22 protein-coding genes are annotated in these 25,180 nt (G+C 70.7%); 11 read left to right on the top strand and 11 right to left on the bottom strand.

Annotated features, from left to right (window positions below):
• The first annotated feature begins 64 nt into the window (after positions 1–64).
• A complete protein-coding gene (locus tag BpN12_RS14465) occupies positions 65–661 on the top strand; it encodes an MlaC/ttg2D family ABC transporter substrate-binding protein (protein ID WP_246793244.1) in 597 nt (198 codons plus the stop codon).
• Positions 662–892: 231 nt separating this feature from the next.
• Entirely contained in the window at positions 893–1,393 is a 501-nt protein-coding gene (locus tag BpN12_RS14460) for a cupin domain-containing protein (RefSeq protein WP_246793243.1), read from the top strand.
• A gap of 283 nt (positions 1,394–1,676) precedes the next feature.
• Here BpN12_RS14460 and BpN12_RS14455 read toward each other — a convergent pair whose 3' ends face one another.
• Together BpN12_RS14455 and BpN12_RS14450 are read right to left on the bottom strand one after the other, a co-directional pair.
• A complete protein-coding gene (locus BpN12_RS14455; RefSeq protein WP_042629172.1) occupies positions 1,677–2,357 on the bottom strand; it encodes a response regulator in 681 nt (226 codons plus the stop codon).
• Positions 2,358–2,359: 2 nt separating this feature from the next.
• Positions 2,360–3,754, bottom strand: a complete 1,395-nt coding sequence (locus BpN12_RS14450; RefSeq protein ID WP_246793242.1) for a cache domain-containing protein — start codon at positions 3,752–3,754, stop codon at positions 2,360–2,362.
• Positions 3,755–4,077: 323 nt separating this feature from the next.
• On the opposite strand from BpN12_RS14450, the gene BpN12_RS14445 reads away from it, so the two are divergent.
• Entirely contained in the window at positions 4,078–4,767 is a 690-nt protein-coding gene (locus BpN12_RS14445; RefSeq protein ID WP_246793241.1) for a response regulator transcription factor, read from the top strand.
• A gap of 53 nt (positions 4,768–4,820) precedes the next feature.
• Here the strand turns inward: BpN12_RS14445 and BpN12_RS14440 are convergent, their stop codons facing one another.
• The 9 genes from BpN12_RS14440 to BpN12_RS14400 all read right to left on the bottom strand — a co-directional run bounded on the left by BpN12_RS14440 (position 4,821) and on the right by BpN12_RS14400 (position 15,453).
• A complete protein-coding gene (locus BpN12_RS14440) occupies positions 4,821–5,900 on the bottom strand; it encodes a glycosyltransferase family 2 protein (protein WP_246793240.1) in 1,080 nt (359 codons plus the stop codon).
• 34 nt (positions 5,901–5,934) lie between these two features.
• On the bottom strand, positions 5,935–6,987 hold the full coding sequence (locus tag BpN12_RS14435) for a glycosyltransferase family 2 protein (protein WP_246793239.1): 1,053 nt from the start codon (positions 6,985–6,987) through the stop codon (positions 5,935–5,937).
• 640 nt (positions 6,988–7,627) lie between these two features.
• On the bottom strand, positions 7,628–10,669 hold the full coding sequence (locus BpN12_RS14430) for a SpoIIE family protein phosphatase (RefSeq protein WP_246793238.1): 3,042 nt from the start codon (positions 10,667–10,669) through the stop codon (positions 7,628–7,630).
• Entirely contained in the window at positions 10,666–11,565 is a 900-nt protein-coding gene (locus BpN12_RS14425; RefSeq protein ID WP_246793237.1) for an ABC transporter substrate-binding protein, read from the bottom strand. The genes BpN12_RS14430 and BpN12_RS14425 overlap by 4 nt, the downstream gene beginning before the upstream one ends.
• 119 nt (positions 11,566–11,684) lie before the next feature.
• Positions 11,685–12,023: an STAS domain-containing protein gene (locus BpN12_RS14420; protein WP_042629166.1), complete on the bottom strand. Its 339-nt coding sequence runs from the start codon at positions 12,021–12,023 to the stop codon at positions 11,685–11,687.
• Between the two features lie 79 nt (positions 12,024–12,102).
• Positions 12,103–12,483, bottom strand: coding sequence for a chemotaxis protein (locus BpN12_RS14415; protein WP_246793236.1), 381 nt, complete (start codon positions 12,481–12,483; stop codon positions 12,103–12,105).
• A complete protein-coding gene (locus BpN12_RS14410) occupies positions 12,455–12,865 on the bottom strand; it encodes a response regulator (protein WP_042629164.1) in 411 nt (136 codons plus the stop codon). Before BpN12_RS14410 ends, BpN12_RS14415 begins: the two co-directional genes overlap by 29 nt.
• On the bottom strand, positions 12,862–14,691 hold the full coding sequence (locus BpN12_RS14405) for an ATP-binding protein (RefSeq protein ID WP_246793235.1): 1,830 nt from the start codon (positions 14,689–14,691) through the stop codon (positions 12,862–12,864). The genes BpN12_RS14410 and BpN12_RS14405 overlap by 4 nt, the downstream gene beginning before the upstream one ends.
• Positions 14,692–15,003: 312 nt before the next feature.
• Positions 15,004–15,453 (bottom strand): hypothetical protein, encoded by a 450-nt coding sequence (locus tag BpN12_RS14400; RefSeq protein WP_246793234.1) that lies wholly within the window; start codon positions 15,451–15,453, stop codon positions 15,004–15,006.
• Between the two features lie 180 nt (positions 15,454–15,633).
• Between BpN12_RS14400 and BpN12_RS14395 the strand changes: the two genes are divergently transcribed.
• The 8 genes from BpN12_RS14395 (at position 15,634) to BpN12_RS14360 (ending at position 25,180) form a co-directional block, all read left to right on the top strand.
• Positions 15,634–16,335 carry an energy transducer TonB gene (locus BpN12_RS14395; protein WP_246793233.1) on the top strand — a complete coding sequence of 234 codons (702 nt, stop codon included), beginning with the start codon at positions 15,634–15,636 and terminating at the stop codon, positions 16,333–16,335.
• Positions 16,336–16,430: 95 nt separating this feature from the next.
• A complete protein-coding gene (locus BpN12_RS14390) occupies positions 16,431–17,342 on the top strand; it encodes a MotA/TolQ/ExbB proton channel family protein (RefSeq protein ID WP_246793232.1) in 912 nt (303 codons plus the stop codon).
• A 13-nt stretch (positions 17,343–17,355) separates the two neighbouring features.
• A complete protein-coding gene (locus tag BpN12_RS14385; RefSeq protein WP_042629160.1) occupies positions 17,356–17,778 on the top strand; it encodes an ExbD/TolR family protein in 423 nt (140 codons plus the stop codon).
• 16 nt (positions 17,779–17,794) lie between these two features.
• Positions 17,795–18,223, top strand: coding sequence for an ExbD/TolR family protein (locus BpN12_RS14380; protein WP_246793231.1), 429 nt, complete (start codon positions 17,795–17,797; stop codon positions 18,221–18,223).
• Positions 18,224–18,239: 16 nt separating this feature from the next.
• Positions 18,240–19,433, top strand: a complete 1,194-nt coding sequence (locus tag BpN12_RS14375; protein WP_246793230.1) for a tetratricopeptide repeat protein — start codon at positions 18,240–18,242, stop codon at positions 19,431–19,433.
• 25 nt (positions 19,434–19,458) lie between these two features.
• On the top strand, positions 19,459–20,034 hold the full coding sequence (locus BpN12_RS14370) for a helix-turn-helix domain-containing protein (RefSeq protein ID WP_246793229.1): 576 nt from the start codon (positions 19,459–19,461) through the stop codon (positions 20,032–20,034).
• Between the two features lie 317 nt (positions 20,035–20,351).
• Positions 20,352–23,129, top strand: a complete 2,778-nt coding sequence (locus BpN12_RS14365; RefSeq protein ID WP_246793228.1) for a TonB-dependent receptor — start codon at positions 20,352–20,354, stop codon at positions 23,127–23,129.
• Positions 23,130–23,281: 152 nt separating this feature from the next.
• Positions 23,282–25,180 (top strand): extracellular solute-binding protein, encoded by a 1,899-nt coding sequence (locus BpN12_RS14360; RefSeq protein WP_425306272.1) that lies wholly within the window; start codon positions 23,282–23,284, stop codon positions 25,178–25,180.

Here is a 25,180-nt window from a genome sequence, read left to right as displayed (position 1 = left end):
CGGCGCCTATTGCTCCTGTTGCCTGTTGGCCCCGGCTTCTTTTTTTCGAGAGTCCGAACTACGCATGAAACGTCATCTGATTGCATTCGTCGCCGCGGCGGCCGTCTCCGTGTCGGCCTTCGCGCAGAGCGCGCCCGTGGACATCGTCCGTTCCGCGGTGGAAGGCACCGTCAACGCGATGAAGTCGGATCCCGCCGCGCGCGGTGGTGACATGAACAAGATCACGCAGGTCGTCGAGACGCGTTTCCTGCCGGTCACCAACTTCGAGCGCACCACGCGGATCGCCGTGGGCAGCGCCTGGGGGCAGGCCTCGCCGGCCCAGCAACAGGAGCTCTACAAGCAATTTCGGCTCCTGATGACGCGCACCTACGCGGCCTCGCTCGCGCAGCTGGGCGGCCAGGACGCGAAGTTCACGTTCAAGGCCGGCGGCGAGAGCGGCAGCGACGCGCTGGTGCAGTCCACCGTGACCACGCCGGGCGACACGCAGTTGGTGGGCTACCGGCTCGGCAAGGACGGTGGCGGCTGGAAGATCTACGACATCGACATGTCGGGCGCGTGGCTGATCCAGGTCTACCAGGGGCAGTTCAAGGCCCAGCTCGCGCAGGGCGGCATCGACGGCCTGATCCAGTTCCTGCAGAAGCACAACGCGCGCGTGAACTGACGGCGCCGGGCCGGGCCGCTGATTGGCCCGGTCGGCCCGGTCGGTACGCCGGCCTTCGCCGCGAAAAAGGCCCGCTGGCCGCCCGATGCGATCCGCCGTTCGGGAATGCGCATTGCTCTGCGCCAGCGCGGTGCCGATCGCCGAATCCGGCGCCGCCGCGTCTCACGGCTGGCCGCCGTCGCGCTATGCTGGCGCGTTCCTGTCCCCGTCCCCGCGACCGAGCCCGTTCCGATGCCTGCAAGCCACGCCGCCGCCGACCTGATCGAGCGTTTCGCCCTCGAGGCCCATCCCGAGGGCGGCTATTTCCGCGAAACCTACCGCGCGCCGCTCGGCGTCGCGCGCGAGTTCGACGGCGCGCGGCGCAGCGCCTCGACCGCGATCTACTACCTGCTCTGCGACGGCGCCTTTTCCACCTGGCACCGGATCCGCTCCGACGAGGTCTGGCATTTCTACGCGGGCGATCCGCTCGAAGTCCACGTACTCGACGAGCACGACGGCCTGGTGATCCACCGGCTCGGCAATCCGCTCGTGCATGAGGCGGTGGTGCCGCAGGTCGTGGTGCCGGCCGGCCGCTGGTTCGGCGCGACCTGCGCGGATCCGGCCCGGTTCGCGTTCGTCGGCTGCACGGTGGCGCCGGGCTTCGAGTTCGCCGAATTCGAGTTGGCCGAACCGGGTGCGCTCACGCTGGCGTTTCCGCAATTCAGGCAGGCGATCGCGCGGCTCGCGCGATAGCGGCCGTGTGATGATCGCGTAGCGGCCGGCTCGAGGCACGAAGCGGAGCCACGCAAGCGCCGCGATGGATGCCTTGGCAGCGCCGCAATGGCTGCAACGGCCGCGATCGGGCCGGCTGCCGTCGCCCGGCCGTGCGGAAGATCGGAGCGCGATGTCCGGAGGCGCATCCGGCTATGTCTTTTTGATATCCGGACCGGCCCGTCGTCGGCCGGGATCCGCCGATGACGCCCGCCGCCGTCATGAACCAGGGCGGCCCGCCTCCTTCTCACCCCGCGTCCGCCCCTCAGCGCCGCCGGTGCTCCACCGCGAACTTGATCAGCTCGGCCTGCCCCTCGATGCCGAGCTTGCGCTTCAGGTTGAGCCGATGGGTCTCGACGGTACGCACCGAGAGCCCGTTCTGCAGCGCGATCTGCTTGCTCGACAGCCCCTCGGCAAGCGCATCGAGGATGTCGCGCTCGCGCGGCGTGAGCCGCTCGACCGGCCCCGCGCCGGCGCTCGCCTGGATCATCCGCGCGGCCAGTCCCTCGCTGAAGAAGGTCTGCCCGGCCAGCACCGCGACGATGCCGCGAATGATCTCGCTGGCAGGAGAATCCTTCAGCAGGTAGCCGCTCGCGCCGGCGCGCACGGCCTGCGTCACGTATTCGACGTTGTCGTGCATCGACAGCATCACCACCCGGATCGCCGGAAAGCGTTCGTGGAACACGGCGGCGAGTGCGATGCCGTTCATGCCCTGCATGCCGACGTCCATCAGCGCGAGGTCCGGTTCGAGCGTTTCGGCGAGCGCGAGCGCGTCGGCGGCGTTGCCGGCCTCGCCCGCCACCACGAAGCCGGGCACGGCCTCGAGGCGCATCTTGAGGCCGTCGCGCACCAGCGGATGGTCGTCCACCAGCAGCAGGCGGGCGGCCGGCTCGGGCTGGGCCGGTTGCAGCGGGGGCGGGCTGGCGCCGGGAGAGGCAAGGGTCATCGTCAGGTTCCTGTCTGGCGGCGGGCGGGCAGCGGCACGCGCACGGAGATCGCGGTGTGGCCCGCCTGCGAGCGGATCACCAGCGTGCCGCCGAGCGCGTCGATCCGTTCGCGCATGTTGCGCAAGCCCACGCCGCCGTGCGGATCGGCCTGGATGCGCTCGACGTCGAAGCCGCGACCGTTGTCGGAGACGGCGAGCGCCACGGTGTGCGTGGCGATCTCCAGCGAGACCGCGCCGCGCGTGGCCTGCGCGTGGCGGATCAGATTGGTCAGCGCTTCCTGCGCGATGCGGAACAGCGCGGTGTTGACGGCGGCCGGCAGCGCCCGCGAACCCGAGTGGACGATCTGCGTGTAGCCGAGCTCCACGCCGGTCTCGCTGCCCAGCTCGCGGATCAGCTGGTCGAGCGCGGCGGCGAGGCCGAGGTCGTCGAGCATCGCGGGGCGCAGCGCGTGCGAAATGCGGCGCACTTCGCGCAGCACGTCGCCGAGCCGCGCGACGCTCTTGGCCAGCACGCCCTCGGCCGCCGCGTCGCGCGCCGGGCTGCGCTCGAAGCGCTCGAGCGCCGATTCGAGCATCAATTTCACCGATACCATCATCTGGCTGATGCCGTCGTGCAGCTCGCGCGACAGGCGCGCGCGCTCGTCTTCCTGCGAGGCCACCACGCGCTGCGCGAGCGCCTTCAGGCGCGCGTCGGCGTGCCGCGATTCGCTGACGTTGAGTACCAGCGCGCACAGCGCGATCGCGGCGGCGCCGGCCAGTGCGATCGCAGCGAGCCCCTTCATGGTGCCGTCGATCTCGGCCGAGGCGCGCGCATCGATGCGCGCGAGCGCGCGATCGACGTCGTCGAGATAGATGCCGGTGCCGAGCATCCAGCCCCAGCGGTCGAGCCCGACCACGTAGCCGAGCTTCGGTTCGACCTTGCCGGTGGTGGGCCGCTGCCACAGATAGCGGACGTAGCCGTGGCCGTGCGCGGCGGCGGCGAGCAGGTGCTGCATGGTGGGCGCGCCCTGCGGGTCGCGCATCGCCCAGAAGTTGCGGCCCACGCGCTCCGGCTCGCGCGGATGCATCAGCGAGTCGCCTTGCATGTCGTAGACGAAGAAATAGCCGTCGGGGCCGAAGTCCATCTTGCGCAGGATTTCGAGCGCCTGCGCGCGGCGCGCGTCGTTGCCGGGCGCGCCGTCGCGCGACGCATCGTAGAGCGGCGCGATGGCGCTGGTGGCGAGCTCGACGTAGTGCTTGAGCTCGAGCTCCTTGCTCGACAGGTAGGCGGCCTCGACCGTCTCGTGCTGCGCGCGCGCGAGCGCGGTGGCCTGCTGGCGCACGCCGAAGCCGATACCGGCGATCGCGGCCAGGAACGGCACGATCGCGAGCAGGAATATCTTCGCCTTGAGTTTCATGGTCGATCGACGCAAACACGCGGCGGCGCACCCGCCGCGCGACAGGCGCCGGTGCGCCAGGGTCAGCTATTGTCCGCGATTTCGGGCCGCCGCGACGCACCGCGCGCGGGCCGGGCCGACCGCGCTGCAAGTTTGTGACATGGCCGCGCGCCTGACTGCCGGGGTGCAGCACGCGGTGCGGCGTGCGGTGCAGCGTATCGCCGTCCGGCCGCCCATCGGGCCGTCATTGCGGTGCGCGCGGCGCGCGGCGCCGGTCACAAGCGATTTCCCAATCGCCCGGCGGGTGAGTAAGATGGGGCCATTTTCTGGATGGAGTACCCGCAATGCTGACCGCCGTGCTGGAAGACGATGCCGACCAACGCGACCTGATCATGTTGTGGCTCGAACATGGCGGGCATCGCGTACAGGGTTTTGCAACGGGCGCCGCGTTTACCGAGGCGCTGAAGAACGAGCGATTCCAGTTGCTCGTGATCGACTGGATGCTGCCCGACACCACGGGCGACGCGATGATCCAGTGGGTGCGCGACCACGTGGGCTGGAACGTGCCCGTGATCGTGCTGACCGCGCGCGACGACGAGCAGACGGTGCTGACCGCGCTGCGTGCCGGCGCCGACGACTATCTGGTGAAGCCGGCCCGCGCGGCCGAGATGCTGGCGCGGATCGCGGCGGTGGCGCGCCGCTACGGGATCGGCGGCAAGGCGCCGCTCACGCTCGGCGCCTACGAGATCGACATCCAGCGCGTGCGGATCGCCGTGAACGGCAGCTCGGTCGACCTCACGCAGAAGGAGTTCGACCTCGCCGTCTACATGTTCCAGAGCCCGGGCCAGCTGCTGTCGCGCGACCATCTGCTGAACCGCGTCTGGGGCGTGCATGCCGACGTCGACACGCGCACCGTCGACACCCACGTGAGCCGGCTGCGCAAGAAGCTCCATCTCGACGGTTCCAACGGCTGGAAGGTCATTCCGATCTACGGGTACGGCTACCGCTGCGTGCGGCTCGACGCTCCCGAATAAGGCCCGAACAACGCGCGACGGGCGCCCCGGCGCGGCGAGAGCGGGCACCGCGCTCAGCGCCACGGCCCCGGCGGCGATTCGCGGCCGCCGTCGGTGGCGCGCCAGGCGTCGCCCACCTGCGCGCGGCGCGCGAGCGCATCGCGATGGCCGCTCGCCGCGTCGCCCTCGCCGGCGTCGTCCGGCTGCAGCGCATCGCCGCAGCGATAACCCCAACCCGCCAGCGTGAGCCAGGCCGCCTCGACGCGGCTCGCGATCCAGGCGCTGGTGGAGCCCTGGTGCTTGTGGTGGTACAGCAGGCGGCTGCGGATCTGCCAGCGCTCGCGCCGGGCCTCGTCGCGGGCCGCGTGGCCGATCCCGCCGCCCACGCCCGCCGTGCCGCCGCTCACGCAGCGCGCGCGCACGTCCGGCCAGTACATCACCTCGAACCCCGCCGCGCCGGCGCGCTGGCACAGGTCGATATCCTCGCAGTACATGAAGAAGCGCGTGTCGAAGCCGTTCAGGTAGCGGAACACGTCATGGCGCACCATCGCGAACGCATCGGACACCCAGTCGACGACGCGCGCCGGCCGGCGCGGCTGCAGATCCGGGTCGAACGGCGCGCGCCGTGCCGCCGCGCGCCCGAGCGGGCCGCGCCACGCGAACGCGTCGCCGAGCGCGCTCGGGAAGCGGTGCGAGGCGGGGAGCTCGTTGCCGGCCGCGTCCACCAGCCGGCCGCCGGCGATGCCCACGTGCGGATTGACGAGCATGCGCGCGGCGGCGCGCGCGATCATCGCCGGCTGCGCGTGCGTGTCCGGATGCATCAGCAGCAGCAACGCGCCGTGCGCTTCCTGCGCGGCGAGGTTGCAGGCCGCCGCGTAGCCGATGTTGACCGGCGAGCGGATCAGCCGCGCCCACGGATGATGGGCCTCGACGAGTTCGGGCGTGCCGTCGGTGGAGGCGTTGTCGACCACGATCACCTGCCAGTCGCGATAGCGCGCGGCCACGCTCAGCAGCGCGAGCTGGCGGTCGATATGCTCGACGCAGTCGTGCGCGACGATCAGGATCGAGAGCGCGCGCCGGGCCAGCACGTGTTCGTGCGGCGACGGACGCAGCGCGCGGCCCGCGCCGTGGCCGCCCTGGTGGTAGCCGCTCACGACAGGCCGGGCCGATCGCGCCCGGCCTGCCTCGTCATCGAACCCCCCCGGGCAGATGGCGAGGTGCGCGTCGCGGACGAGCGGCGGCGGCATGACGGCGGCGGTAAGCGAGTTGGCCATAAAGAATCGGCAGTTGTTGCAGGTGCGCGTGGAGCGCATAGAGCGTCGCGAGGCGCCAGTCGCCGGCGCTCGGCCGGGCGCGCCACGCCGTGTGCAGCAGCGCCGCGCCGAACAGCGCGACGAGGCCCCAGGCGGCGGCCGGCGCGAGCGCGAGCGTCACGGCGAGCAGCAGTGCCGCGACGCCGAGCGCGCTGCCGTAGGCGCGGTTGCGTTGCGGCGCGTAGCCGTGCGGGAACGCGGCGCGGCCCGCGCAGCGTGCGTCGGCGGCCGCGTAGGCCGTGCCGATCCGCACCGCGCGGCGCCAGTAGTCGCGAAAGCCGGTGAGCACGTCGTCGTGGCGCGTCATCGGGATTGCCGGTTCGTCCACCCACCAGCGGCGCGCGGCGAGACGCCGGCACAGGTCGGCCGCCTCGCCGTCGGCGAGGTTCGCGTCGAAGCCGCCGACTTCCTCGAGCGCGGCGCGGCGAAACAGGGCGTTGCCGGCGCGGTCGAGCGCGTCGCCGGACGGCATCAGCCCGTCCAGGTCCACCACGGCCGCATACGGCGATTGATGCGGCAGCGCCTCGCGGCACTGGCCGCGCACGGCCGCGCAGCCGGCCGCTTCGAGGCGGGCCAGCGCGCGCTTCGGAAACGCGCGGTCGAGCAGGGTGTCGGCGCCGAGGAACAGCACGGCGCCGGCGCCGCTCGCGCGCCAGCCGGCGTTGCGCAGCGCGGCGCGCGTGACGGCCGGGCCGGCGCAGGTGCGCGCCGGGATCGCCCGGATCGTCGTGCGCGGCTCGACCGCCACGACGCGCGCGCCGTGATGGACGGCGCGCATGGCATCGGCGCCGTGCGGGTCGTCGGTCGCGTACAGCAGCTCGACCGGCAGCTCGCGCCAGTCGGCGGCTCGCACGCTGCGCAGGCAGCGCGCCAGCGTGCCGTCCCGATCACGCCCCGTGACGACCACGGCGACCTGATGCGGGTTCAAAATTCGTCCTCCATCGGCGCGCGGAACGCGCTGCCGACCCAGCACGGCACGAACGCGCGGCGCAGCGGCACGACGGTGGACTGCATGCGCCACGCGCGAGCCCGGCGAAGCTGACGCGCGCGTCCCGACTGCGGACGAGCCGCGGCCTGCCGGCCGCCGGAGCGACGGCTGCAGCGTTGTTGTGCGTCCAAAGAGATTGCGATCATCGCGTGGGCCCTCCTGGGTGGATGGGCTCCATTGCAACGCGAATCGGAGCGGGAATCGTGACAGAACTGCAAACGTCGCCGCGTCGGCCAGGCCATTCCCTACGATTCTGAAAGTATGAGGAATGGCACGACCGGCGCGGGATTCGGCCGGGCGAGGGGAGCCGGCCGACCTGCGTCGGCGGGCTCGCGCGAGGCGCGTCGGAGGCGTGGCGGAAGGGCTCGCGGGGCGGCTTCGGGCGGCCTGCGGGACGCGCTGGGGCGACCGCGGAGCGACCTTGGAACGTGTGGCGCAGGCCGCCCGAACGGTCAGATCGCCGGTCCGGCCCGGGCCGCCGATGTGGCGCCGGGGCCACACCGGTCCGGAGCCGTTTCGGCGCGCCTGTGGCGGCGGGTCAGCATCGGCTCGTCGCCGCTTCGGCCTCCGGCCGCGCGACTCATCCGGCCAGCAGGCGGCGCCGCTTCACGAGCACGACGCGGTTGATGCCGTTCGCATGATCGTGGCTGACCTCGTCGCAGCTCTCGCGGATGATGAACAGGCCGAAGCCGCCTTCCGATTCGCCCGAGAAGTCCGGTGCGAGTTCGGCTGGCGGCGTGAACGGCCGCCCGTCGTAGACGAATTCGAGCATCGCGAAGCCGGCGCCGGTGGTGCCGACCACCTCGATCGGCCCGTCGCCGGGCCGCGAATCGTGCCGCACGATGTTGCTCGCGAGTTCGACCGCGGCCAGCGCCAGCGCGGCCGCGTCGTCATCGCCGAGCCCGGCCGCCGCGTGCGTCGTGACGAAGTTGCGCAGCAGCTGCAGCTGCGAGAGCGTGCGCGGCATGTCGAGCCGCGCGCGGCGCGCGTTCGGGCCGACGTCCGGCAGCTGCAGCACCAGCATCGTCATGTCGTCGGGGATCCGGGCGCTGTTGGTGAACGCCTCGACGGCCGCGCGCATGCCGCGCACGATCGTGCCGGGGCGGCGGTGCGAGGGCAGCAGCGCGCGCAGCGTCGCGGCCAGGCGGTCGAGCCCGAAGCGCTCGCCGGCACGATCGACCGCGTCGGTGAGGCCGTCCGAATAGAGCGCGAGCGTGTCGCCGGAGCCGAGTCGCACGGTGTCCTCGAACACCTCGGCCTCCTCGATCACGCCGAGCGGCGGGTGCTGGTTGCGCAGGAATTCGGGCGGCGCGTTGCCGCGAAACAGCATGGTTTCCTCGTGCCCGCAGCCCACCCAGGTGGCGGTGCCGCGCACGCGGTCGATGCGCAGGTAGCAGAGCGTGACGAAGCTGTCGAGCGCCTGCAGCCGCGCGTGCATCGCGCGCTGCGCATGCGCCACGATGCGCGCCGGCGAGGGCCGCCGCGTGATGCCTTGCGCGCCGCCGTGCGCGACCAGCTCGGCGATCGAGCGCGAGAACTGCATCTTCAGCGCGGCGCCGAGCAGCGCGGCCGGCACGCCCTTGCCCATCGCGTCGCCGACCAGCAGGTCGAAGCAGCCGTCGTCGAATTCGAACAGGTCGAAGAAGTCGCCGTTGATGCCGCGCGAGGCGACGTTGAAGCTCGCGACCAGGCAGTCGTGGACGGCCGGCGGCAGATCGCCGATCAGCAGGCCGCGCTGGATGCCGGCGCCGAGTTCGAGCTCGGCGCGATGCGCGTCCTTCAGCGCGCGTTCGCCGGCCACCTGCAGGCTGATGTCGGTCTGGATCAGGAACGCGTGCTTGGTGTCGTGCGACGTGTTCATGATCGGCACCAGCGTGGAGGCGGTCCAGAACAACGAGCCGTCGCGGCGCCGGTGGACCAGCTGGCCGCTCCACGGCGCGCCCTCGCGGATCAGCGCGGGCAGGCCGTCCACCGCGAGCCCGCCCGAGGCGTCGTCGGGGCGCAGCATCCGGTACGACTGGCCGACCAGCTCGTCGCTCTGGTAGCCGCTGACCGAGGCGAGCATGGTGTTGGCGTAGAGGATCGTGCCGTCCGGCGCGAGGATGCTGACGATCGCGTGCTCGTCGAGCGCGCTCTTCAGGCCGCGCAGGTCCGACGACGAATCGCGGTATTTCGCCAGCAGCTGCGCGCGTTCGTGCGCGGCGCGCTTGGCCTCGGAGAGGTCGCGCACGGTGCAGAAGTAGTAGAGCTCGCCGTCCACGTCCACCGGCGCGACCGAGATCTCGGCCGGGAACACGCGGCCGTTGGCGCGGCGCGCGTTCAGTTCGAGCCGGCGGCGCGGCGCGGCGAGCCGGTCGTCGTCGCCGGGCGCGCGGCCGGCGCGCATCAGCTCGTGGATCTCGTCGGGCAGCAGCGCCTCGCCGGGCTGGCCGATCAGGTTCTCGGCGCGGTAGCCGAAGATCCGTTCGGCCTCGCGGTTGAACTCGACCACGTGGCCGAGCGCGTCGAGCGTGACCATGCCGTCCATCGCGCTCGTCAGCACCGCGGTGTTGCGCGCCTCGCTGCTCGCGATCTCGCGCATCAACTGGCCGAGCGCGGCGATCGTCAGCGCGTTCTGGCGCAGGCTGCGCGCGGCCGCGGTGCAGAACACGCCCCACAGCACCAGCACCACGCCGGTGCCGAACGCGACCCAGCGCACGATCACGGTCCAGCCCGCGAGCGCGTCGGCCTCGGGAGTGGCCACGATCGTCACGAACGGCCAGCGGCGCGCGGTGCGCCAGGCGCCCACGCTCGCCGTGCCGCCGAACTCGAGCGCGTCGAAGGTGCCGGCGGCGCCGTGCGGCAGCAGTGTGCGGAACAGCGGATGCGAGGCGTAGGCGTCGGTCGCGGCGAGCGGCGCGCCGGTGGCCGCGATCGGCGTGCCGTCGAGCGCCACCAGCGCGGCCGAGCGCGGCGCGTCGGCCAGCAGCATCTGGAAGGTGGTCTTCAGGTAGTCGGGATTGAGCGCGACCACGATCCGGATCACGTCGCCATCGGGCGTCACGGCCGCGCGCGCGAGCGGCAGGAAGCGCAGCGGCAGCGCGCGGGCGGCGTTGGGGCGCGTGCCGCGCGCGAGCGCCGAATCGGCGAGGTCGCGCCCGGCGAGCGGATGGCCGATCGCGAGATCGCCGTCGGTGGACGGCACGCGCGGGCCGGGCAGCTGGCCCAGGTCGAGGCGGGTGCCGACGTTCGCCTCGTTCGAGCTCGCGAACACCAGCCCGGTGCTGTCGACCAGCGACAGGCTGCGCACCACCGGCGCGCCGGCGACGAAGCGCGCGAGCAGCGTGTTCGCGTAGTCGGCGTGGCGCAGGTCGCTGGTCTGCAGCGTGCTGTCGATCGCGCGCGCGATCGAGTTCGCGGTGCTGGCCGCGCGCGCGCTTTCGTCGTCGATGGCGCGCGCCAGCATGGTGGCGCTGGCGCGCTCGTCGTCGATCGCGCCGCGGTGCTCCCACCATGCGAAGGTGCCGGCCGCGCCGATCAGCAGCGCGCCGACGAAAGCCCCGCCGATCAGCACCGAGCGGCTGTTCAGCCAGGCGGGGAGCTGCGCGGTGTGATGCCCGATGATCGCTTCGATTCGTTTCACTGGAGCAGCATGACCTCGGTCAGGTGGTGACGGCGGGCCGCCGCGGCGAGCCGGCCGTCGCGCTGGATGCGCGCGACGAACGCGTCGACGGTGGCAAGCCACGCATCGTCGCCGGGACGGACCGCATACGCGTAAGGCATCGGATGAAACGGCTTCGGCGGCGCGACGATGCGCGCCCATTCGGCATTCTCCAGCAGGCGATACGCATACGGAAGGCCCGCGAGCAGCACGTCCAGGCGCCCCGCCTGCAGTTCGTCCTCGCGATTCTGCCGTGAGTCGAGCACCACCACGGTAGCGTGCTTCAGCGTATCGCGCAGCAGCGGCTCGATCTGCGAGCCGCGCTGCACGCCGATCCGCACGCCGGGCCGGTCGATGTCGTTCCAGTTCGACACCACCTCGCTGCCGCGCGAGGCGACGCCGACGATGCCGCTCATCAGGTACGGGCGGCTGAAGCGCAGCGTCGCGCGTCTTGCCTGGGTGGCGGCCACCGCGAGCATGGCGATGTCGCAGCGGTCCGCGAGCAGGTCGGTGGTGAAGGTGGCGAACGAGGTATCGACGGTGACGATCTGCGCGTCGAGGTCGGCGGCGAACGCCGCCGACAGGTCCACGTCGATGCCGCGCGCCTCGCCGGTGCGCGGGTCGCGATAGGTGATGCCGCCGTCATTGAGCGAGAGGCACACGCGCAGCGTGCGGGTGGCGTGGACGCGGTCGAGCACGCTGCCCGCGCGGGCAGCCTCGCAGCCGGCCGCCAGCAGCAGGCAGAGCAGCACGGCCGCGCGCGAGCGCGCGAACGGCGGCCCCAGGCCCGGCCCCGGCGCGCCCGACGGGAGGGCGGCCATCGGGCGCCGGCGGGCCAGCCGGTGCGTGAACCTGCGCGGATCGGGCCAGCGGACCATCGTGTCGTTCCTTGCGTGAGGCATGCGCGGCGGGCGTCGGCGCCGGCCGGGTTGCGGCACGGGCCGGGGCGAAAAGCATGGCGCGATCGTGACCCGGCCCGTCTCGCGCGGGCCGGGACTCAGGCGAAGGCGGCCAGGGCGTCCTCCTGGCTGCGGTGGACGCTGAACACGCGGTGCATGCGCATCAGCTCGAACAGCGCGTTGACGGGCTTGGTCATCGCGCAGAGCTTGAAGTCGCCGCCGCGCCGGTGCGTTTCGCGCAGGCAGGCGAGCAGCGCGCCGAGGCCCGAGCTGTCGACGAACGTGAGCGACGACATGTCGAACACGATGCGCGCTTCCTGGGCGAGCAGCGGCGCGATCGCGTCCTTGAACGCCTGCACGTTGCCGGCGTCGAGGTGGGCGTCCGTCGGGCGGACGAGCAGCGGGCCGGCGGGCGCGGGGGTGGTCAGCAGTTCCATGGGATGTCCTCAAAGGACGCGCGCGGCGAGGGGGTTGCCCCCTGGGCCGGCGGCGCGCCCGGTCAGCGGCGCGAGCCGGCTACTGGGCCGCAAGCGGCGGCTCGGGCCGGGCGCCCGAGGCCGCGGCGAGCGCCTCGTTGATGCCGCCGACGATCGCGGCGAACGGCGCGGCCAGGCCGCCCGGCTGCGCGCCGTCCGCGGTCACGCGGGCCTCCAGCACGCGCGATTCCTGGCCGAGCGTCTCGTAGCCGTAGGACAGCGCGGCGCCCGCCAGCCGGTGCAGCGCGATGGCCAGCACCGCGCGCGGCCGGTCAGCATCGGGCCTGCCCGCCAGCGCGTTCCATTCGGTCCAGGCGGCGTCGAGTTCGTCGCGCCGCGCGGCGAGCCCGGCGGTGAAACGCGCGCGCAGCACCGCGAGCTGGCGTTCGAAGTCAGGAGGAGAGTCCGGCGCGTTTATCACGGGCGTAGTCCCAGTAAATCTTCAGATGTTCGGGCAGCGTCATCGGATCGAACGGCTTGACGATCACCCCGGTGGCGCCGTGCTCGAGCAGCGCCTCGATCTCGTCGGGCAGCGCGCGCGCCGACATCAGCACGATCGGCGTGTCGCGCAGCGCCGGCTTCTCGCGCAGCGCGCGCATCGTGTCCGGGCCGCTCAGCGTCGGCATCATCACGTCGAGCAGGATCAGGTCCGGCGCGAACGCATCGGCCTCGGCCAGCGCGTCGGTGCCGTCGGGGCAGAGCCGGACGTCGTAGCCGCCGACGATGCCGAGGCTGAATTCGAGGATCGCCCGGATGTCCGGGTCATCCTCGGCGCACAGCACCCGGTGCAGCGTGGTGCTCATCGATGGGGTCCTCCGTCGGGATGGGCGATGCGCCGCGCGGCACGCAGCAACGCATCGTCGTCGGTGCCGCGCTTGGGCAGCCGGTCGGCCGCGATCGCCGTGGCGGCGGCCGAAACGTCGTCAGTGTAGAGCAGGATCGGCGCGGGGCCGGCGATTTCTCGCAGCCGGCGCGCCACCGCCTCGGGCGCGTCGCGCCCGCGCGACGGATCGGCCACCACCAGCGCCGGCGCGGTGATCGCGGCGGCGGCGAGCGCCTCGGGGTCGGCCGCGGCGAGCGTCGCGAATCGGGGCGCGAGCGCGGCGGCGATCCGCGCGCGCGCCGCCGCGTCGGGATCGATCACGAACGCGGTGGGCCGCGCGGGCGGCAGCACCGCGGCGGCGTCGCCGGTCGGTAGGTCGACGCGGAACTCGGCGCCGTGGCCCGGCGTGGACACCACCCCGACCATGCCGTGCATGCGCTCGACCAGCACCTGCGTGATGTGCAGGCCGAGCCCGGTGCCGGTGCCGACGCGGCGGTCGCGCTCGTCGGCCTGGGAGAATTTTTCGAAGATGCGTGCGCGGAACGCCTCGGGGATGCCGCCGCCGTGGTCGCGCACGGCGATGCGCGCGCGCACGCCGTCGCGCGTGCCGCGGATTTCCACGGCGCTGCCGGCCGGCGAGTTCTTGATCGCGTTCGACAGCAGGTTCGCCATCACCTGCAGGAAGCGGTCGGGATCGACCCATACCTCGCAGTCGAAGCGCGCGCCGACGCGCGTGAGGTGGACGCCCACGCGCCGCGCGTAGTCGAGGTTGGCCGCGAGCGCCTCGTCGACGAGCCCGTCGAGCGCGCAGGCGCGGCGCTGCAGCGTCATGCGGTCGGCTTCGAGCTTGGCGACGTCGAGCACGTCGTCGATCAGCCGGCCGAGCCGCTCGCCGTTGCGCCGCGCGATGTCGACCAGCTTCTGCGCGGGCGCCGGCAGCACGCCGGCCGCACCGCCCGCGAGCAGGTCCACGGCGCCCTTCACCGAGGTGAGCGGGGTGCGCAGCTCGTGGCTGACGGTGCTGAGGAAATCGTCCTTGAGGCGGTCGAGCCGGCGCTGCTCGGTGAGGTCGCGGATCACCAGCGACACGCGCGGGTGCGCGCTGGTGCGCCAGCGGCTGATGCGGATGTCGGCCGGGAAGGTGTCGCCCGACGGGCCGCGCACCAGCGCCTGGCAGGCGGCCGGCGGCGTGTCGGCGCGCAGCCGCTCGGCCAGCTCGGCGGGCAGCAGCGCGTCGAGCGGCGCGCCGTCGTCGGGCAGCGCGTCGAGCCCGAGCAGCGCATAGCCGGCCGCGTTCGCGTCGCAGATGCGCGTGCCGTCCTCGATCGTCAGCACCGCGTCGCCGACGTGGTCGAACAGTTCGCGATTGTGCGCCGCGAGATTGGCCACGCGCGACTGCAGGTCGAGCACGTGGCCGATGTTGCGGATCTTCGCGGCCAGCAGCGCGCCGTCCACGGGCTTGACGAGGTAGTCGTCGGCGCCTTCCTCCACCGCGCGCACGAAATGTTCGGCGCCGTGCAGCGAGGACATCACGACGATCGGCAGCCAGGCGCGCTCGTGGCTCGCGCGCAGGCGGCGCGTGGCCTCGAAGCCGTCCATGTCGGGCATCAGCAGGTCGAGCAGCACGAGATCGACGGCGGTGGTCTCGACCACGGCGAGCGCGGCGCGGCCGCTGTCGGCCTCGATCACGTGGTGGCCGGCGGCGCGGACCTGCGAGGCGGTTTCCGCGCGGCTCGCGCCGATGTCGTCGACGACGAGCACATGCAGCGGATTGTCGGGTGCGGTGAGCGTGATCGGATCGGTCATCGTGGCGGCGCATGCCGGCGCGCCTGGGCACGCGACACGCAGCGGGGAGTCGGGGCCAGCCGATTATGCCACCGGGCGGTGACGCATGGATGACCCCGGCGCGCGACGCGACGCGGCCGGGCGGCGGCGAGGTGGGCCGGCGACGGTGCTGGTGGATTTCAGGTTGGGTCGATTGATTAGGAATTCTGCATATTAGATCGGCATGGCGGACGACGATGGTTCATCGAAATGATATGGATGACGAACGAAGAGGCGAGCGAGGCCGACCGGCCGGAACGCCGGCCCACCACCCCGCGCCTTCATGCCGAAACGTCATGTCGAATCCTTGCCAACAGGAATAAACAAATTCCAAAGCAAGTCAGAACGGCAAGCCAATCGCTTTATTGACCGGAGCCCCATTGCACTGATGCAATGCAGCTCAAATTGGTGCATCGCACGATTATCGTGCATAACGTTTTCACCAAAAAATGGCTTGTAATGTAGTTTACAAATACGCCGGTGAATTTCGTAAACCCCTTGTAAATGCTGGCGGAGCGAGGAATCCGCTTGAAATTGGAATAACCCCTCGAAATTTAGTGTGAGCGCATCAAATAAAGTTTGACGGGTGTTTTTTTTCCTTGATATCTTCTGCACCCAAGTCACGCCGCAAACCGGTGGCGAGGTTCCGGCAGGTCGATCAGCGCCGGAACACCCGCCGCGACGACGATCCGTTCGACGCTCCGTCGAGACGTCGAAACCGGTGCGCGACGGACGAAAAAACATGGCGGTCTGGCAATTTGGTCATTCGGGCGGCGGGCAGCGGCGCTATCGATTCGGAATCCGAACGGAAACCGGGTTGGGTTCGCGCGGTACCGGCTCGTCCCGGTTACGAGACGTCGGCCGCCTCCGATCCGGAGGCGGCCGGTTACCGGGTGAATCCCGCCCGGGGGGATAGATTTGACAATGAAGATTGAAGAGGGCCTCGCCACGTCGAACAGCGGGCTGGCGCAACTCGGCCGTCCCCGCCAGTACGAGGCAACACGCAAGCAGCCGGTGCGCCGCTACGCCGGCATCGCGATCGTGCTGCTGCTGCATGTGGTGCTGATCTACGCGCTGCTCAACGGCCTCGCGACCAAGGTCGTGCAGGTGATCCAGCACCCCATCGAAACCCGCATCATCGAGCCGGTCAAGCCGCCGCCGCCGCCGCCGATGCCCACCGTCAAGCTGCCGCCGCCGAAGTTCGCGCCGCCGCCGCCGCCGTTCGTGCCGCCGCCCGAGGTGCCGGTGCAGGCGCCGCCGCAGACGCCGATCGTGCATCAGGCCGCGCCGGTGGTGTCCGCGCCCGTCACGGCGCCGCCGGTGGTCGCGCCGCCCGCGCCGGCCCCGAAGCCGGTGAGCCATGAAGTCGGCGTGGTGTGCCCGAATTCGGATCAGATCCGCGGCTCGATCCGCTATCCGAAGGAAGCGCAGGAAAACAACATCACGGGCGACGTGCTGATCGAATTCACCGTCGATGCGGACGGCAGGATCACCAACGAGCGCGTCGCGCAGTCGGCCGACTCGGATCTCGACCGCGCCGCGTTCAATGCGGTCAAGCAGTTCAAGTGCGTGGCGCAGGGGCAGCCGGTGCGCGTACAGGTTCCGTTCTCCTTCAATCTGAACTGAATTCCCTCAATCTGGATCGGGCGCCGGCAGTGCCGGCGCCAGGCGGCGAAGCACGACAGGTCTTCGTCAGTACAACGAAAGAATAGGAGTTGGGTATGGCCAAGCGTTCGATCGCCGCGCTCGCGGCAAGCATGATGATTTCCGCCACCGGCCTGGCCGTATCGGTGGCCCCGGTGGTGCTGCTCGCGCCGCAGAGCGCGTTCGCGCAGTCGAGCGACGCGGCCGCCGCATCGGCGCCCGCCGCCGTGCAGGCCGCGCCCGCCGCCACCGACGCGGTGCCGCCGCCGATGCCGGCCGCCACCGAGGCGGTCGCCAACCCCTACGGGCTCGGCGCGCTCTGGAAGGGCGGCGACTTCGTCGCGCGCTTCGTGCTGGTGCTGCTGGTGATCATGTCGATGGGCAGCTGGTACATCATGATCACCAAGTTCCTCGAGCAGGTGCGCGCGAACCGCCGCGCCAAGCATGCCGACGAACAGCTGTGGACCGCGCCGTCGCTGAGCGAGGGCGTCAAGCTGCTCGACGAGGCCTCGCCGTTCCGCTTCCTGACCGAAACCGCGATCGAGGCGGGCGAGCATCACCAGGAGGCGCTGCTGGAGGCGGTGGACCGCAACACCTGGATCGACGCGTCGGTCGAGCGCGGCATCACCAACGTCTCGAACCGCCTGCAGGACGGCCTCGCGTTCCTCGGCACGGTCGGTTCCACGGCGCCGTTCGTCGGCCTGTTCGGCACCGTCTGGGGCATCTATCACGCGCTGACCGCGATCGGCATCGCGGGCCAGGCCTCGATCGACAAGGTGGCCGGCCCGGTGGGCGAGGCGCTGATCATGACGGCCATCGGCCTGGCGGTGGCGGTGCCGGCGGTGCTCGGCTACAACTTCCTGGTCCGCCGCAACAAGACCGTGATGGAGCGCGTGCGCAACTTCGGCGCGCAACTGCACACCGTGGTGCTGGCGGGCGGCAAGCGCGCCCGCGTGGCCGGCGCGCCGGCCGCCACGCTCGGCCGCTGAGCGGAGGCACGCCATGGCCATGAGTGTCGGGCAGGAAGACGACGACGAGGTGATCTCCGCGATCAACACCACGCCGCTCGTCGACGTGATGCTGGTGCTGCTGATCATCTTCCTGATCACGATCCCGGTCGTCACGCACACGATTCCGCTGCAACTGCCGAAGGAGGCCGTGCAGCCGCTGCAGACCACGCCCAAGAGCATCGAACTCGCGGTGAACCGCGAGGGCCAGTACTTCTGGGGCGAGCAGCTGGTGGACGGGCCGACGCTGCTCGCCAAGCTGAAGGCGGTCTCGCAGATGACGCCGCAGCCGGACGTCCACGTGCGCGGCGACCAGGACACGCGCTATGAGTTCATCGGGCGCCTGATCACCGACTGCGAGCGGGCGGGCATCGTCAAGGTGTCCTTCATCACCGAGCCGCCGGCGCGCGGCGGTTAAGGCCAGGGAGACGACTATGGGTATGAACGTGTCCAAGCGCAGCGGCGGCGAGCCGGAGGTGATGGTCGACATCAACACCACGCCGCTGATCGACGTGATGCTGGTGCTGCTGATCATGCTGATCATCACCATCCCGATCCAGATGCACTCGGTGAAGATGGACCTGCCGGTGGGCAATCCGCCGCCGCCGCCCACGCCGCCGGAGATCGTGCAGATCGACATCGACTTCGACGGCACCACCACCTGGAACGGCGCGCCGGTGCCCGACCGTGCGGCGCTGGAGGCGAAGCTGCAGCAGGCCGCCGCCGAACCGGTGCAGCCCGAGATCCATCTGCGCCCGAACAAGCTGGTGCCGTACCGCGACGTGGCCGGCGTGCTGGCCGCCGCGCAGCGCGTGGGGGCGACCAAGATCGGCCTGATCGGCAACGAACAGTACATGCAGTAACGAACCGGGCACTTCGATGATCGACCAACGGATGACGCGCGCCGCGCTCGCGGCCGCGCTGGGGATGCTTGTTGCCTGCGCCGCGCCGCTCGCGCACGCCGCCGACACGCTGCGGCCCGAGGTGGCCAAGCCGCTCGCGGCCGCGCAGGACCTCTATCGCGCCCACAAGTACCGCGACGCGCTCGGCAAGATCGCGCTGGCGCAGGCGGTGCCGAACAAGACGCCCTACGAGGCGGTGACGGTGGACGAGATGCGCGGCGCCGCGGCGATCGCGGCCGGCGATTCGGGTACCGCGGAGCAGGCCTACGAGGCCGTGCTGGCCTCGGGCCACGCGAGTGCCGCCGACGAGCAGCGCACGGCCGCCACGCTGGCCGGGCTCTATTTCCAGCAGAAGAACTATCCGCTCGCGATCCGCACCGCGCAGCGCTACCAGAAGGCGGGCGGCAGCGATCCCGACATGCGCACGCTGCTGCTGCAGTCGTACTACCTGTCGAACGACTGCAAGCCGGTGGTGGCCACGTTGAAGCCCGCGCTCGACGCCGACACGCGCGCGGGCCGCGTGCCCGACGAGGCGTCGCTGCAGATGCTGGCCACCTGCGCGCAGCACGCCGGCGACGGCGCGACCTACCGCGCCGCGCTCGAATCGCTGGTGGTCCACCATCCGAATCCGGCTTACCAGACCCAGCTGTTCGACGCGATCCGCACGCGGCCCGGCTATCTGTCGTCGCTCGATCTCGACCTGTACCGGCTGCGGCGCGCCAGCGGCGGCCTGGCGAGCGCCGACGACTACATGGAGATGACCCAGCTCGCGATCGTGGCCGGCTCGACGGCCGAGGGCAAGCAGGTGGTGGACCAGGGTTTCGCCGCCGGCGTGCTCGGCCGCGACGCGCAGGCCGATCGCGAGAAGCGCCTGCAGGCGCTGGCCGCGAAGCGCGCGGGGGCGCCGCCCGATCCGGCCAATCCGGTCGATCCGGTCGACGCGGGGCTCAACCAGGTGTTCGCCGGCAAGGCCGCCGACGGCCTCGCGCAGATCCGCCAGGCGATCGCCAAGGGCGGCCTCGCGCATCCGGATCTCGCACAGCTGCGCCTCGGCGAGGCGTACTACGTGGCGGGCGACAAGTCCCACGCGGTGCAGGCCTGGCGCGCCGTCAACGGGAACGACGGGACGGCCGACCTCGCGCGGCTGTGGACCCTCGTCGCGGCGAAATGAACCTCGAACGGGACAGCGAACGACCATGGCCCCGTTCAGCGATGAACCGATGTCGGCCGCGGCCGCGATCGGCGCGCGGATCCGTGCGCTGCGCCAGCGGCTGAAGCTCACGCTCGACGAAGTCGCGGCGGCGGCGGGCATCTCGAAGCCGTTCCTGTCGCAGGTCGAGCGCGGCCGTGCCACGCCGTCGCTGACCTCGCTGGCCGGCATCGCCCGCGCGCTCGGCGTGACGATGCAGTACTTCGTCGAGGCGCCGAGCGAGGCGAAGGCGGTCAGGCGCGCGGACACGCTGCAGTTCTTCAGCTTCGCGGATTCGGCGAACTCGTTCGCGCGCATGACGAACCCGGGCAGCAGCCGCCAGCTCGACGCGGTGCTGGTGAAGCTGCCGGCCCGCGAGCCGGGCTCCGCGATGCCGTCGGACGCGGGCGAGCAGTTCCTGTACGTGGTGCGCGGCGAGATCGCGCTGACGCTGAACGGCCGCACGCTGACGCTGCAGCCCGGCGACACGGCGCACTACGAGGCGGCGCTCACGCATGCGTGGCGCAACGCGGCGGACGAGGAAGCGTGGGTGGTCTGGGTGGGCACGCCGAGACTGTTTTGAGGAAGGCAGGAGATGCGGCCGGCAGGGGTGGGTAGCCGGAGCGTGAAGCGGTAAAGCAGTAAACCAAAATTCCGGCGCGGCAAGGGTGAGCGACCGGAATGACTCGTTCGCATGACTAACAAAATGAAAGGTCGGGCGGATCCCGCGCGTACCGGTGCGAACGAGATGGCAGCAGGCAGCAGGGGCAGTACGCAATCGGCAAGACAAGGGTTTGACAACGGGTGCCGGGACGCGATGCCGCGCAGGCGGTAAACGGATTTCACGAGATTCCGGGCGCGCGACGGGTGGGGGTCTATTTGTTCAGCGAGAGGGGCAAGATGAAACAAAGAGTATTGGCGATGGCCGTCAGGCAGATCGTCTGGGCGGAAATCGCATTGGCGGCCACGCTGGCCGTGCCGGCGTTCGCGCAGAGCCAGCCGGCGGCCGGCCCGGCGTCGGTGGCCGACGCGGTGGCGAACGGCCCGGCCGTGACGGTGACGCAGGCGGACACGCCGTCGAGCGTGGGCACGGCGGGCACGGCCGCGGCGCCCGCCGCGGCTTCGGGCGCCGCAGCGACGGCCACGACGGCGACGCCGGACGGCAAGAAGGTGGCGCAGATCAAGCGCTTCGAGGTGACCGGGTCGCTGATCCGCAGCTCGGACAAGGTTGGCTTCAACCAGGTCCAGACGGTCACGCAGAAGGACATCATCAGCAGCGGCGCGGTGACCGCGGCCGACTTCCTGCGCAACACCACCGCCAACTCGGCCAATAGCTGGAGCGAAGGCCAGAGCAACAACTTCGCGGCCGGCGCGGCCGGCATCGCGCTGCGCGGCCTGCCCGAGAAATACACGCTGGTGCTGGTGGACGGCCAGCGCGTCGCGCCGTTCGCGTTCTTCTCGAACGCCGACGATTCGTTCTTCGACCTGAACACGATCCCGGTCAACGCGATCGACCGCATCGAAATCGTCAAGACCGGCGCCGTGTCGCAATACGGCTCGGACGCGATCGGCGGGGTGGTCAACATCATCACCAAGCACGACTTCCGCGGCCTGCAGCTCGACGGCAGCCTCGGCAGCGCGATCAACGCCGGCAACGGCGACGGCACCACCAAGTTCGGCGTGCTCGCCGGCTTCGGCGACCTGAACGCCGACCGCTTCAACATCACCGCCGCGGCCAGCTTCTACAAGTCCAACGGCTTCACGCTGGCCGACCGCGATTCCACCCGCAGCCAGGACTACACCGGCCTGCCGGGCGGCCTGTCGCTGCTCGGGCCGTCGTACTGGAACATGCCGGACGGCTCGACCCAGGCGCTGAACGGCTGCACGCCGCGTCCGGCCGCCACCAACTCGCTCACGCAGGGCCTGCCGGGCACCATCTGCGGCGTCAATACCGCGCAGAGCATGTCGATCCTGCCGATGACGGAGCGCCTGAACGCGAAGCTGCACGGCGACTTCAAGGTGGACGACAAGACCACCGCGTTCGCCGACTTCATGATCAGCAGCATCTCGTCGACCTCGAACCAGGGCACCCACACGGTGGGCAACCCGCAGGGGCCGGCGCTGGTCTGGGACCCGGCCACGCAGCAGCTCACGCCGTTCAACACGGTGGTGCCGACCAGCAACCCGTACAACACCACGGGTGCGCCCTCGGCGCTGACCTACACGTTCCCGGCCGCGATCGCCGAGAAGACCAACTCGACGTTCTGGCGCGCGTCCACCGGCGTCAAGGGCTCGTTCACGCTGCCGCACGGGTACGGCGGCGACTGGGACTGGTCGACCTCGCTGAGCCATTCGCAGAGCACGGTCAGCAACTCGTTCTCGAACGAGCTCAACGTCAGCCAGCTGACCAACATCTACCAGAACGGCGCGCTGAACTTCGCGAACCCGTCGTCCACGCCGGGCGCGTTCAACGGCCTGTACCAGGACGCCAGCACGTTCGGCATCTCGAAGCTCGATACGGTGGATGCGACGCTGTCCACGCCGAACCTGTTCCACCTGCCCACGGGTGACGTCGGCCTCGGCCTGGGCGCGCAGTTCACGCACCAGAGCGAGTTCCTCGCGCCGGGCTCGGGCTACGTGGACGGCGCCGTGATCTCGCCGAACCTGCAGTCGGTGAACGGCCAGCGCAACGTCGCGGCGGTCTACTACCAGGTCAACGTGCCGATCCTGCAGAACCTGACGTTCAGCCAGTCGGGTCGCTACGACCACTACTCGGACGTCGGCGGCGCGTTCTCGCCGCGCTTCGCGCTGCGCTACCAGCCGGCCCAGCAGCTCACGCTGTACACCTCGTACAGCCGCGGCTTCCGCGCGCCGACCTTCGTCGAGGACAGCTCCTCGCGCACCATCGGCAGCCAGATCGATCCGGCCACCGGCCTGAACTACACGTCGATCACGGTGGGCAACCCGAACATCGCGCCGGAGCACACCCGCAACCTGAACATCGGCTTCCAGCTCTCGCCGAGCCGCTACACCGATTTCAGCCTCGACTGGTACAAGATCCGCGTGGACAACGTGATCGGCCAGGGCAGCCCGTCGAGCGTGGTGACCGATCCGACCACGGGCGCGCTGATCTACAAGGTGATCCCGTACCAGAACCTCGGCTACCTCGACACCAACGGCTTCGAGTCGACGTTCCGCCAGGCGGTGCCGATCAAGGGCCTGGGCACGTTCACGCTGTCGGGTGACTGGGCCTACGTGAAGAACTTCAAGATCGGCTCGCCGGGTTCGGCACCGGTGGACGGCGCGGGCAACAACTACACGCTGACCCAGCCGTTCGGCGGCAGCTTCCCGCGCTGGCGCGGCAACACCACGCTGGACTGGAGCTACCACCGCTGGGATGCCGCGCTCACCTGGCAGTTCACCGGCCCGTATGCGCAGAACCTGTTCCCGGCGCCGGCGCCGGACAAGGTCGGCTCGTACAGCCAGTTCAACCTGATGGTGACCTACACGGGCTTCAAGAACTGGACGATCTACGGCGGCATCGACAACATCTTCAACCGCACGCCGCCGTATGACCCGATCTTCGCGAACGGCACGCTGAGCCAGACCGGTTACGATCAGTCGATCTACACCTACATCGGCCGCTTCGCCCAGATCGGCGCGACCTACAAGTTCTGATCTCGCGCCAGGCCGCCCGCCCGTGCGGGCGGCCATCGGGCCGCCGCGTTCGCCCCCGCTTTGGCGCGGGCCGGCGCGGCGGCCCGCTTCCCTCAACTCTTGACGACGGCATGCCGGCCGCCCGGCGGCGCGCCGTCAACCGCAGGATGACGATGAATTCTGTCTCGATGCGCCGGCCGCGGGCCGCGAGCCGTGCCCTGGCCGCCCGCCTTGCGCGCGCGGCCGCCTTCGCGTGCGTCGCGGCGGCGGCCTGTCTCGCGCAGCCGGGCGCCGCGCTCGCCGTGCCGGCGATCGCGCAGTACGACGCGCCGAAATATCCGCCGAACTTCACGCATTTCGATTACGCGGACCCGAATGCGCCCACCGACGGCGCGCTCCAGTTCAACAACTACAACGAGCTGCAGAGCTACGACTCGCTGAATCCGTTCCTGGTGCGCGGCGCGGCCGCGCCGGACATCCAGAACCTGATGTTCGACACGCTGATGCAGCGCAGCTGGGACGAGCTGGCCTCCGAATATCCGCTGATCGCCGACGACGTCGAGGTCGCGCCGGACCGCAGCTCGGCCACCTTCCACATCAATCCGGCCGCGCGCTTCTCGAACGGCGATCCGATCACGGCCGCCGACGTCAAGTATTCGTTCGACACGCTGACGAGCCCGCAGGCCTCGCCGCTGTTCAACGCGCAGTTCGAGGTGATCCGCCGCGCCACGGTGCTGGACCGCCTCACGGTGCGTTTCGACTTCAAGCGGCCCGAGCGCTCGGCGCCGCTGATCGCGGGCGACCTGCCGGTGTTCTCGCCGAAGTGGGGGCAGCGCGCCGACGGCACGCGCCCGCCGTTCGACCAGATCGTGGACGTGCCGCCGATCGCGAGCGGCGCCTACCGGATCGCCGAGCGCCGCAACGACAAGCAGATCGCCTACGAGCGCAACCCGCAGTACTGGGCCGCCGACCTGCCGACGCGGCGCGGCATGTTCCGCTTCCGGCGCGTCACGTTCAAGCTCTACGTGGACCAGTACACCATGCTGGAGGCCTTCAAGGCCGGCGACACCGACATGCGCATGGAATACAGCTCGACGCAGTGGGCGCGCCGCTATGTCGGCAAGAACTTCGACAACGGCATGCTGAAGAAGGGGCTGTTCCCGGACGGCCCGGCGCAGATGCAGGGCTTCATGATCAACCTGCGCAGGCCGATGTTCCAGGACGTGCGGGTGCGCCACGCGCTCGCGCTGGCGTTCGACTACGACTGGATGAACCGGATGATGTTCTACGGCCAGTACCGGCGCACCAACAGCTTCTGGGAAGCGAGCCCGTTCGCGGCCACCGGCACGCCGGACGAGAAGGAACTCGCGCTGCTCGAACCGTTCCGCAAGGACCTGCCGCCCGAGGTGTTCGGGCCGATGGTGAAGCAGCCCGACACGCTGCCGCCGAACTCGCTGCGCGACAACCTCAAGCAGGCGCGCGCGCTGCTGGAGGCGGCCGGCTGGCACTATCGCGACGGCGCGCTGCGCGACGCCAGCGGCACGCCGATGACGATCGAGATCATGGACGACCAGCCCGGCATGGACCGCCTGATCCTGCCGTACACGCAGGCGCTCGCGCTGCTCGGCATCCACGCCTGGCTGCACGAGATCGACAGCGCGCTCTACCAGAAGCGGCTCGACAACTTCGAGTACGACATGACGACCTATATCTACGCGCCGGTGACGATTCCCGGCGCGGAGCTGACGCGCCGCTTCGGCAGCGCGGCCGCCTCGCAGGTCGGCTCGGAGAACTATCCGGGCCTGAAGTCGAAGGCGGTGGATGCGCTGATCCGCGCCGTGCTCGCGGCCGACACGCTCGACCAGCTGGAGACGGCCACCCACGCGCTCGATCGCGTGCTGATCAACCTCTACATCCTGGTGCCGCAGTACTACCTGCCCAACGCACGGATCGCCTACAAGACCACCTATGGCCATCCGCAGGTGATCCCCGCTTCGTACAACTACGAGGACTGGATGATCGACTACTGGTACCACGAGCGTCCCGCCGCGGGCGCCGCCGGCAAGGAGTGA

The organism is Burkholderia perseverans (assembly GCF_022870505.1).
GTDB lineage: Bacteria > Pseudomonadota > Gammaproteobacteria > Burkholderiales > Burkholderiaceae > Burkholderia > Burkholderia plantarii.
This window is presented reverse-complemented; position numbering and strand designations above follow the sequence as displayed.

What these genes read in the sequence shown, in the direction of transcription:
- BpN12_RS14465 (WP_246793244.1), top strand. Translation starts at nt 65, where the DNA reads ATGAAACGTCATCTGATTGCATTCGTCGCCGCGGCGGCCGTCTCCGTG.
- BpN12_RS14460 (WP_246793243.1), top strand. Translation starts at nt 893, where the DNA reads ATGCCTGCAAGCCACGCCGCCGCCGACCTGATCGAGCGTTTCGCCCTC.
- BpN12_RS14455 (WP_042629172.1), bottom strand. Translation starts at nt 2,357, where the DNA reads ATGACCCTTGCCTCTCCCGGCGCCAGCCCGCCCCCGCTGCAACCGGCC.
- BpN12_RS14450 (WP_246793242.1), bottom strand. Translation starts at nt 3,754, where the DNA reads ATGAAACTCAAGGCGAAGATATTCCTGCTCGCGATCGTGCCGTTCCTG.
- BpN12_RS14445 (WP_246793241.1), top strand. Translation starts at nt 4,078, where the DNA reads ATGCTGACCGCCGTGCTGGAAGACGATGCCGACCAACGCGACCTGATC.
- BpN12_RS14425 (WP_246793237.1), bottom strand. Translation starts at nt 11,565, where the DNA reads ATGGTCCGCTGGCCCGATCCGCGCAGGTTCACGCACCGGCTGGCCCGC.
- BpN12_RS14420 (WP_042629166.1), bottom strand. Translation starts at nt 12,023, where the DNA reads ATGGAACTGCTGACCACCCCCGCGCCCGCCGGCCCGCTGCTCGTCCGC.
- BpN12_RS14410 (WP_042629164.1), bottom strand. Translation starts at nt 12,865, where the DNA reads ATGAGCACCACGCTGCACCGGGTGCTGTGCGCCGAGGATGACCCGGAC.
- BpN12_RS14405 (WP_246793235.1), bottom strand. Translation starts at nt 14,691, where the DNA reads ATGACCGATCCGATCACGCTCACCGCACCCGACAATCCGCTGCATGTG.
- BpN12_RS14400 (WP_246793234.1), bottom strand. Translation starts at nt 15,453, where the DNA reads ATGTTTTTTCGTCCGTCGCGCACCGGTTTCGACGTCTCGACGGAGCGT.
- BpN12_RS14395 (WP_246793233.1), top strand. Translation starts at nt 15,634, where the DNA reads ATGAAGATTGAAGAGGGCCTCGCCACGTCGAACAGCGGGCTGGCGCAA.
- BpN12_RS14390 (WP_246793232.1), top strand. Translation starts at nt 16,431, where the DNA reads ATGGCCAAGCGTTCGATCGCCGCGCTCGCGGCAAGCATGATGATTTCC.
- BpN12_RS14385 (WP_042629160.1), top strand. Translation starts at nt 17,356, where the DNA reads ATGGCCATGAGTGTCGGGCAGGAAGACGACGACGAGGTGATCTCCGCG.
- BpN12_RS14380 (WP_246793231.1), top strand. Translation starts at nt 17,795, where the DNA reads ATGGGTATGAACGTGTCCAAGCGCAGCGGCGGCGAGCCGGAGGTGATG.
- BpN12_RS14375 (WP_246793230.1), top strand. Translation starts at nt 18,240, where the DNA reads ATGATCGACCAACGGATGACGCGCGCCGCGCTCGCGGCCGCGCTGGGG.
- BpN12_RS14370 (WP_246793229.1), top strand. Translation starts at nt 19,459, where the DNA reads ATGGCCCCGTTCAGCGATGAACCGATGTCGGCCGCGGCCGCGATCGGC.
- BpN12_RS14365 (WP_246793228.1), top strand. Translation starts at nt 20,352, where the DNA reads ATGAAACAAAGAGTATTGGCGATGGCCGTCAGGCAGATCGTCTGGGCG.
- BpN12_RS14360 (WP_425306272.1), top strand. Translation starts at nt 23,282, where the DNA reads ATGAATTCTGTCTCGATGCGCCGGCCGCGGGCCGCGAGCCGTGCCCTG.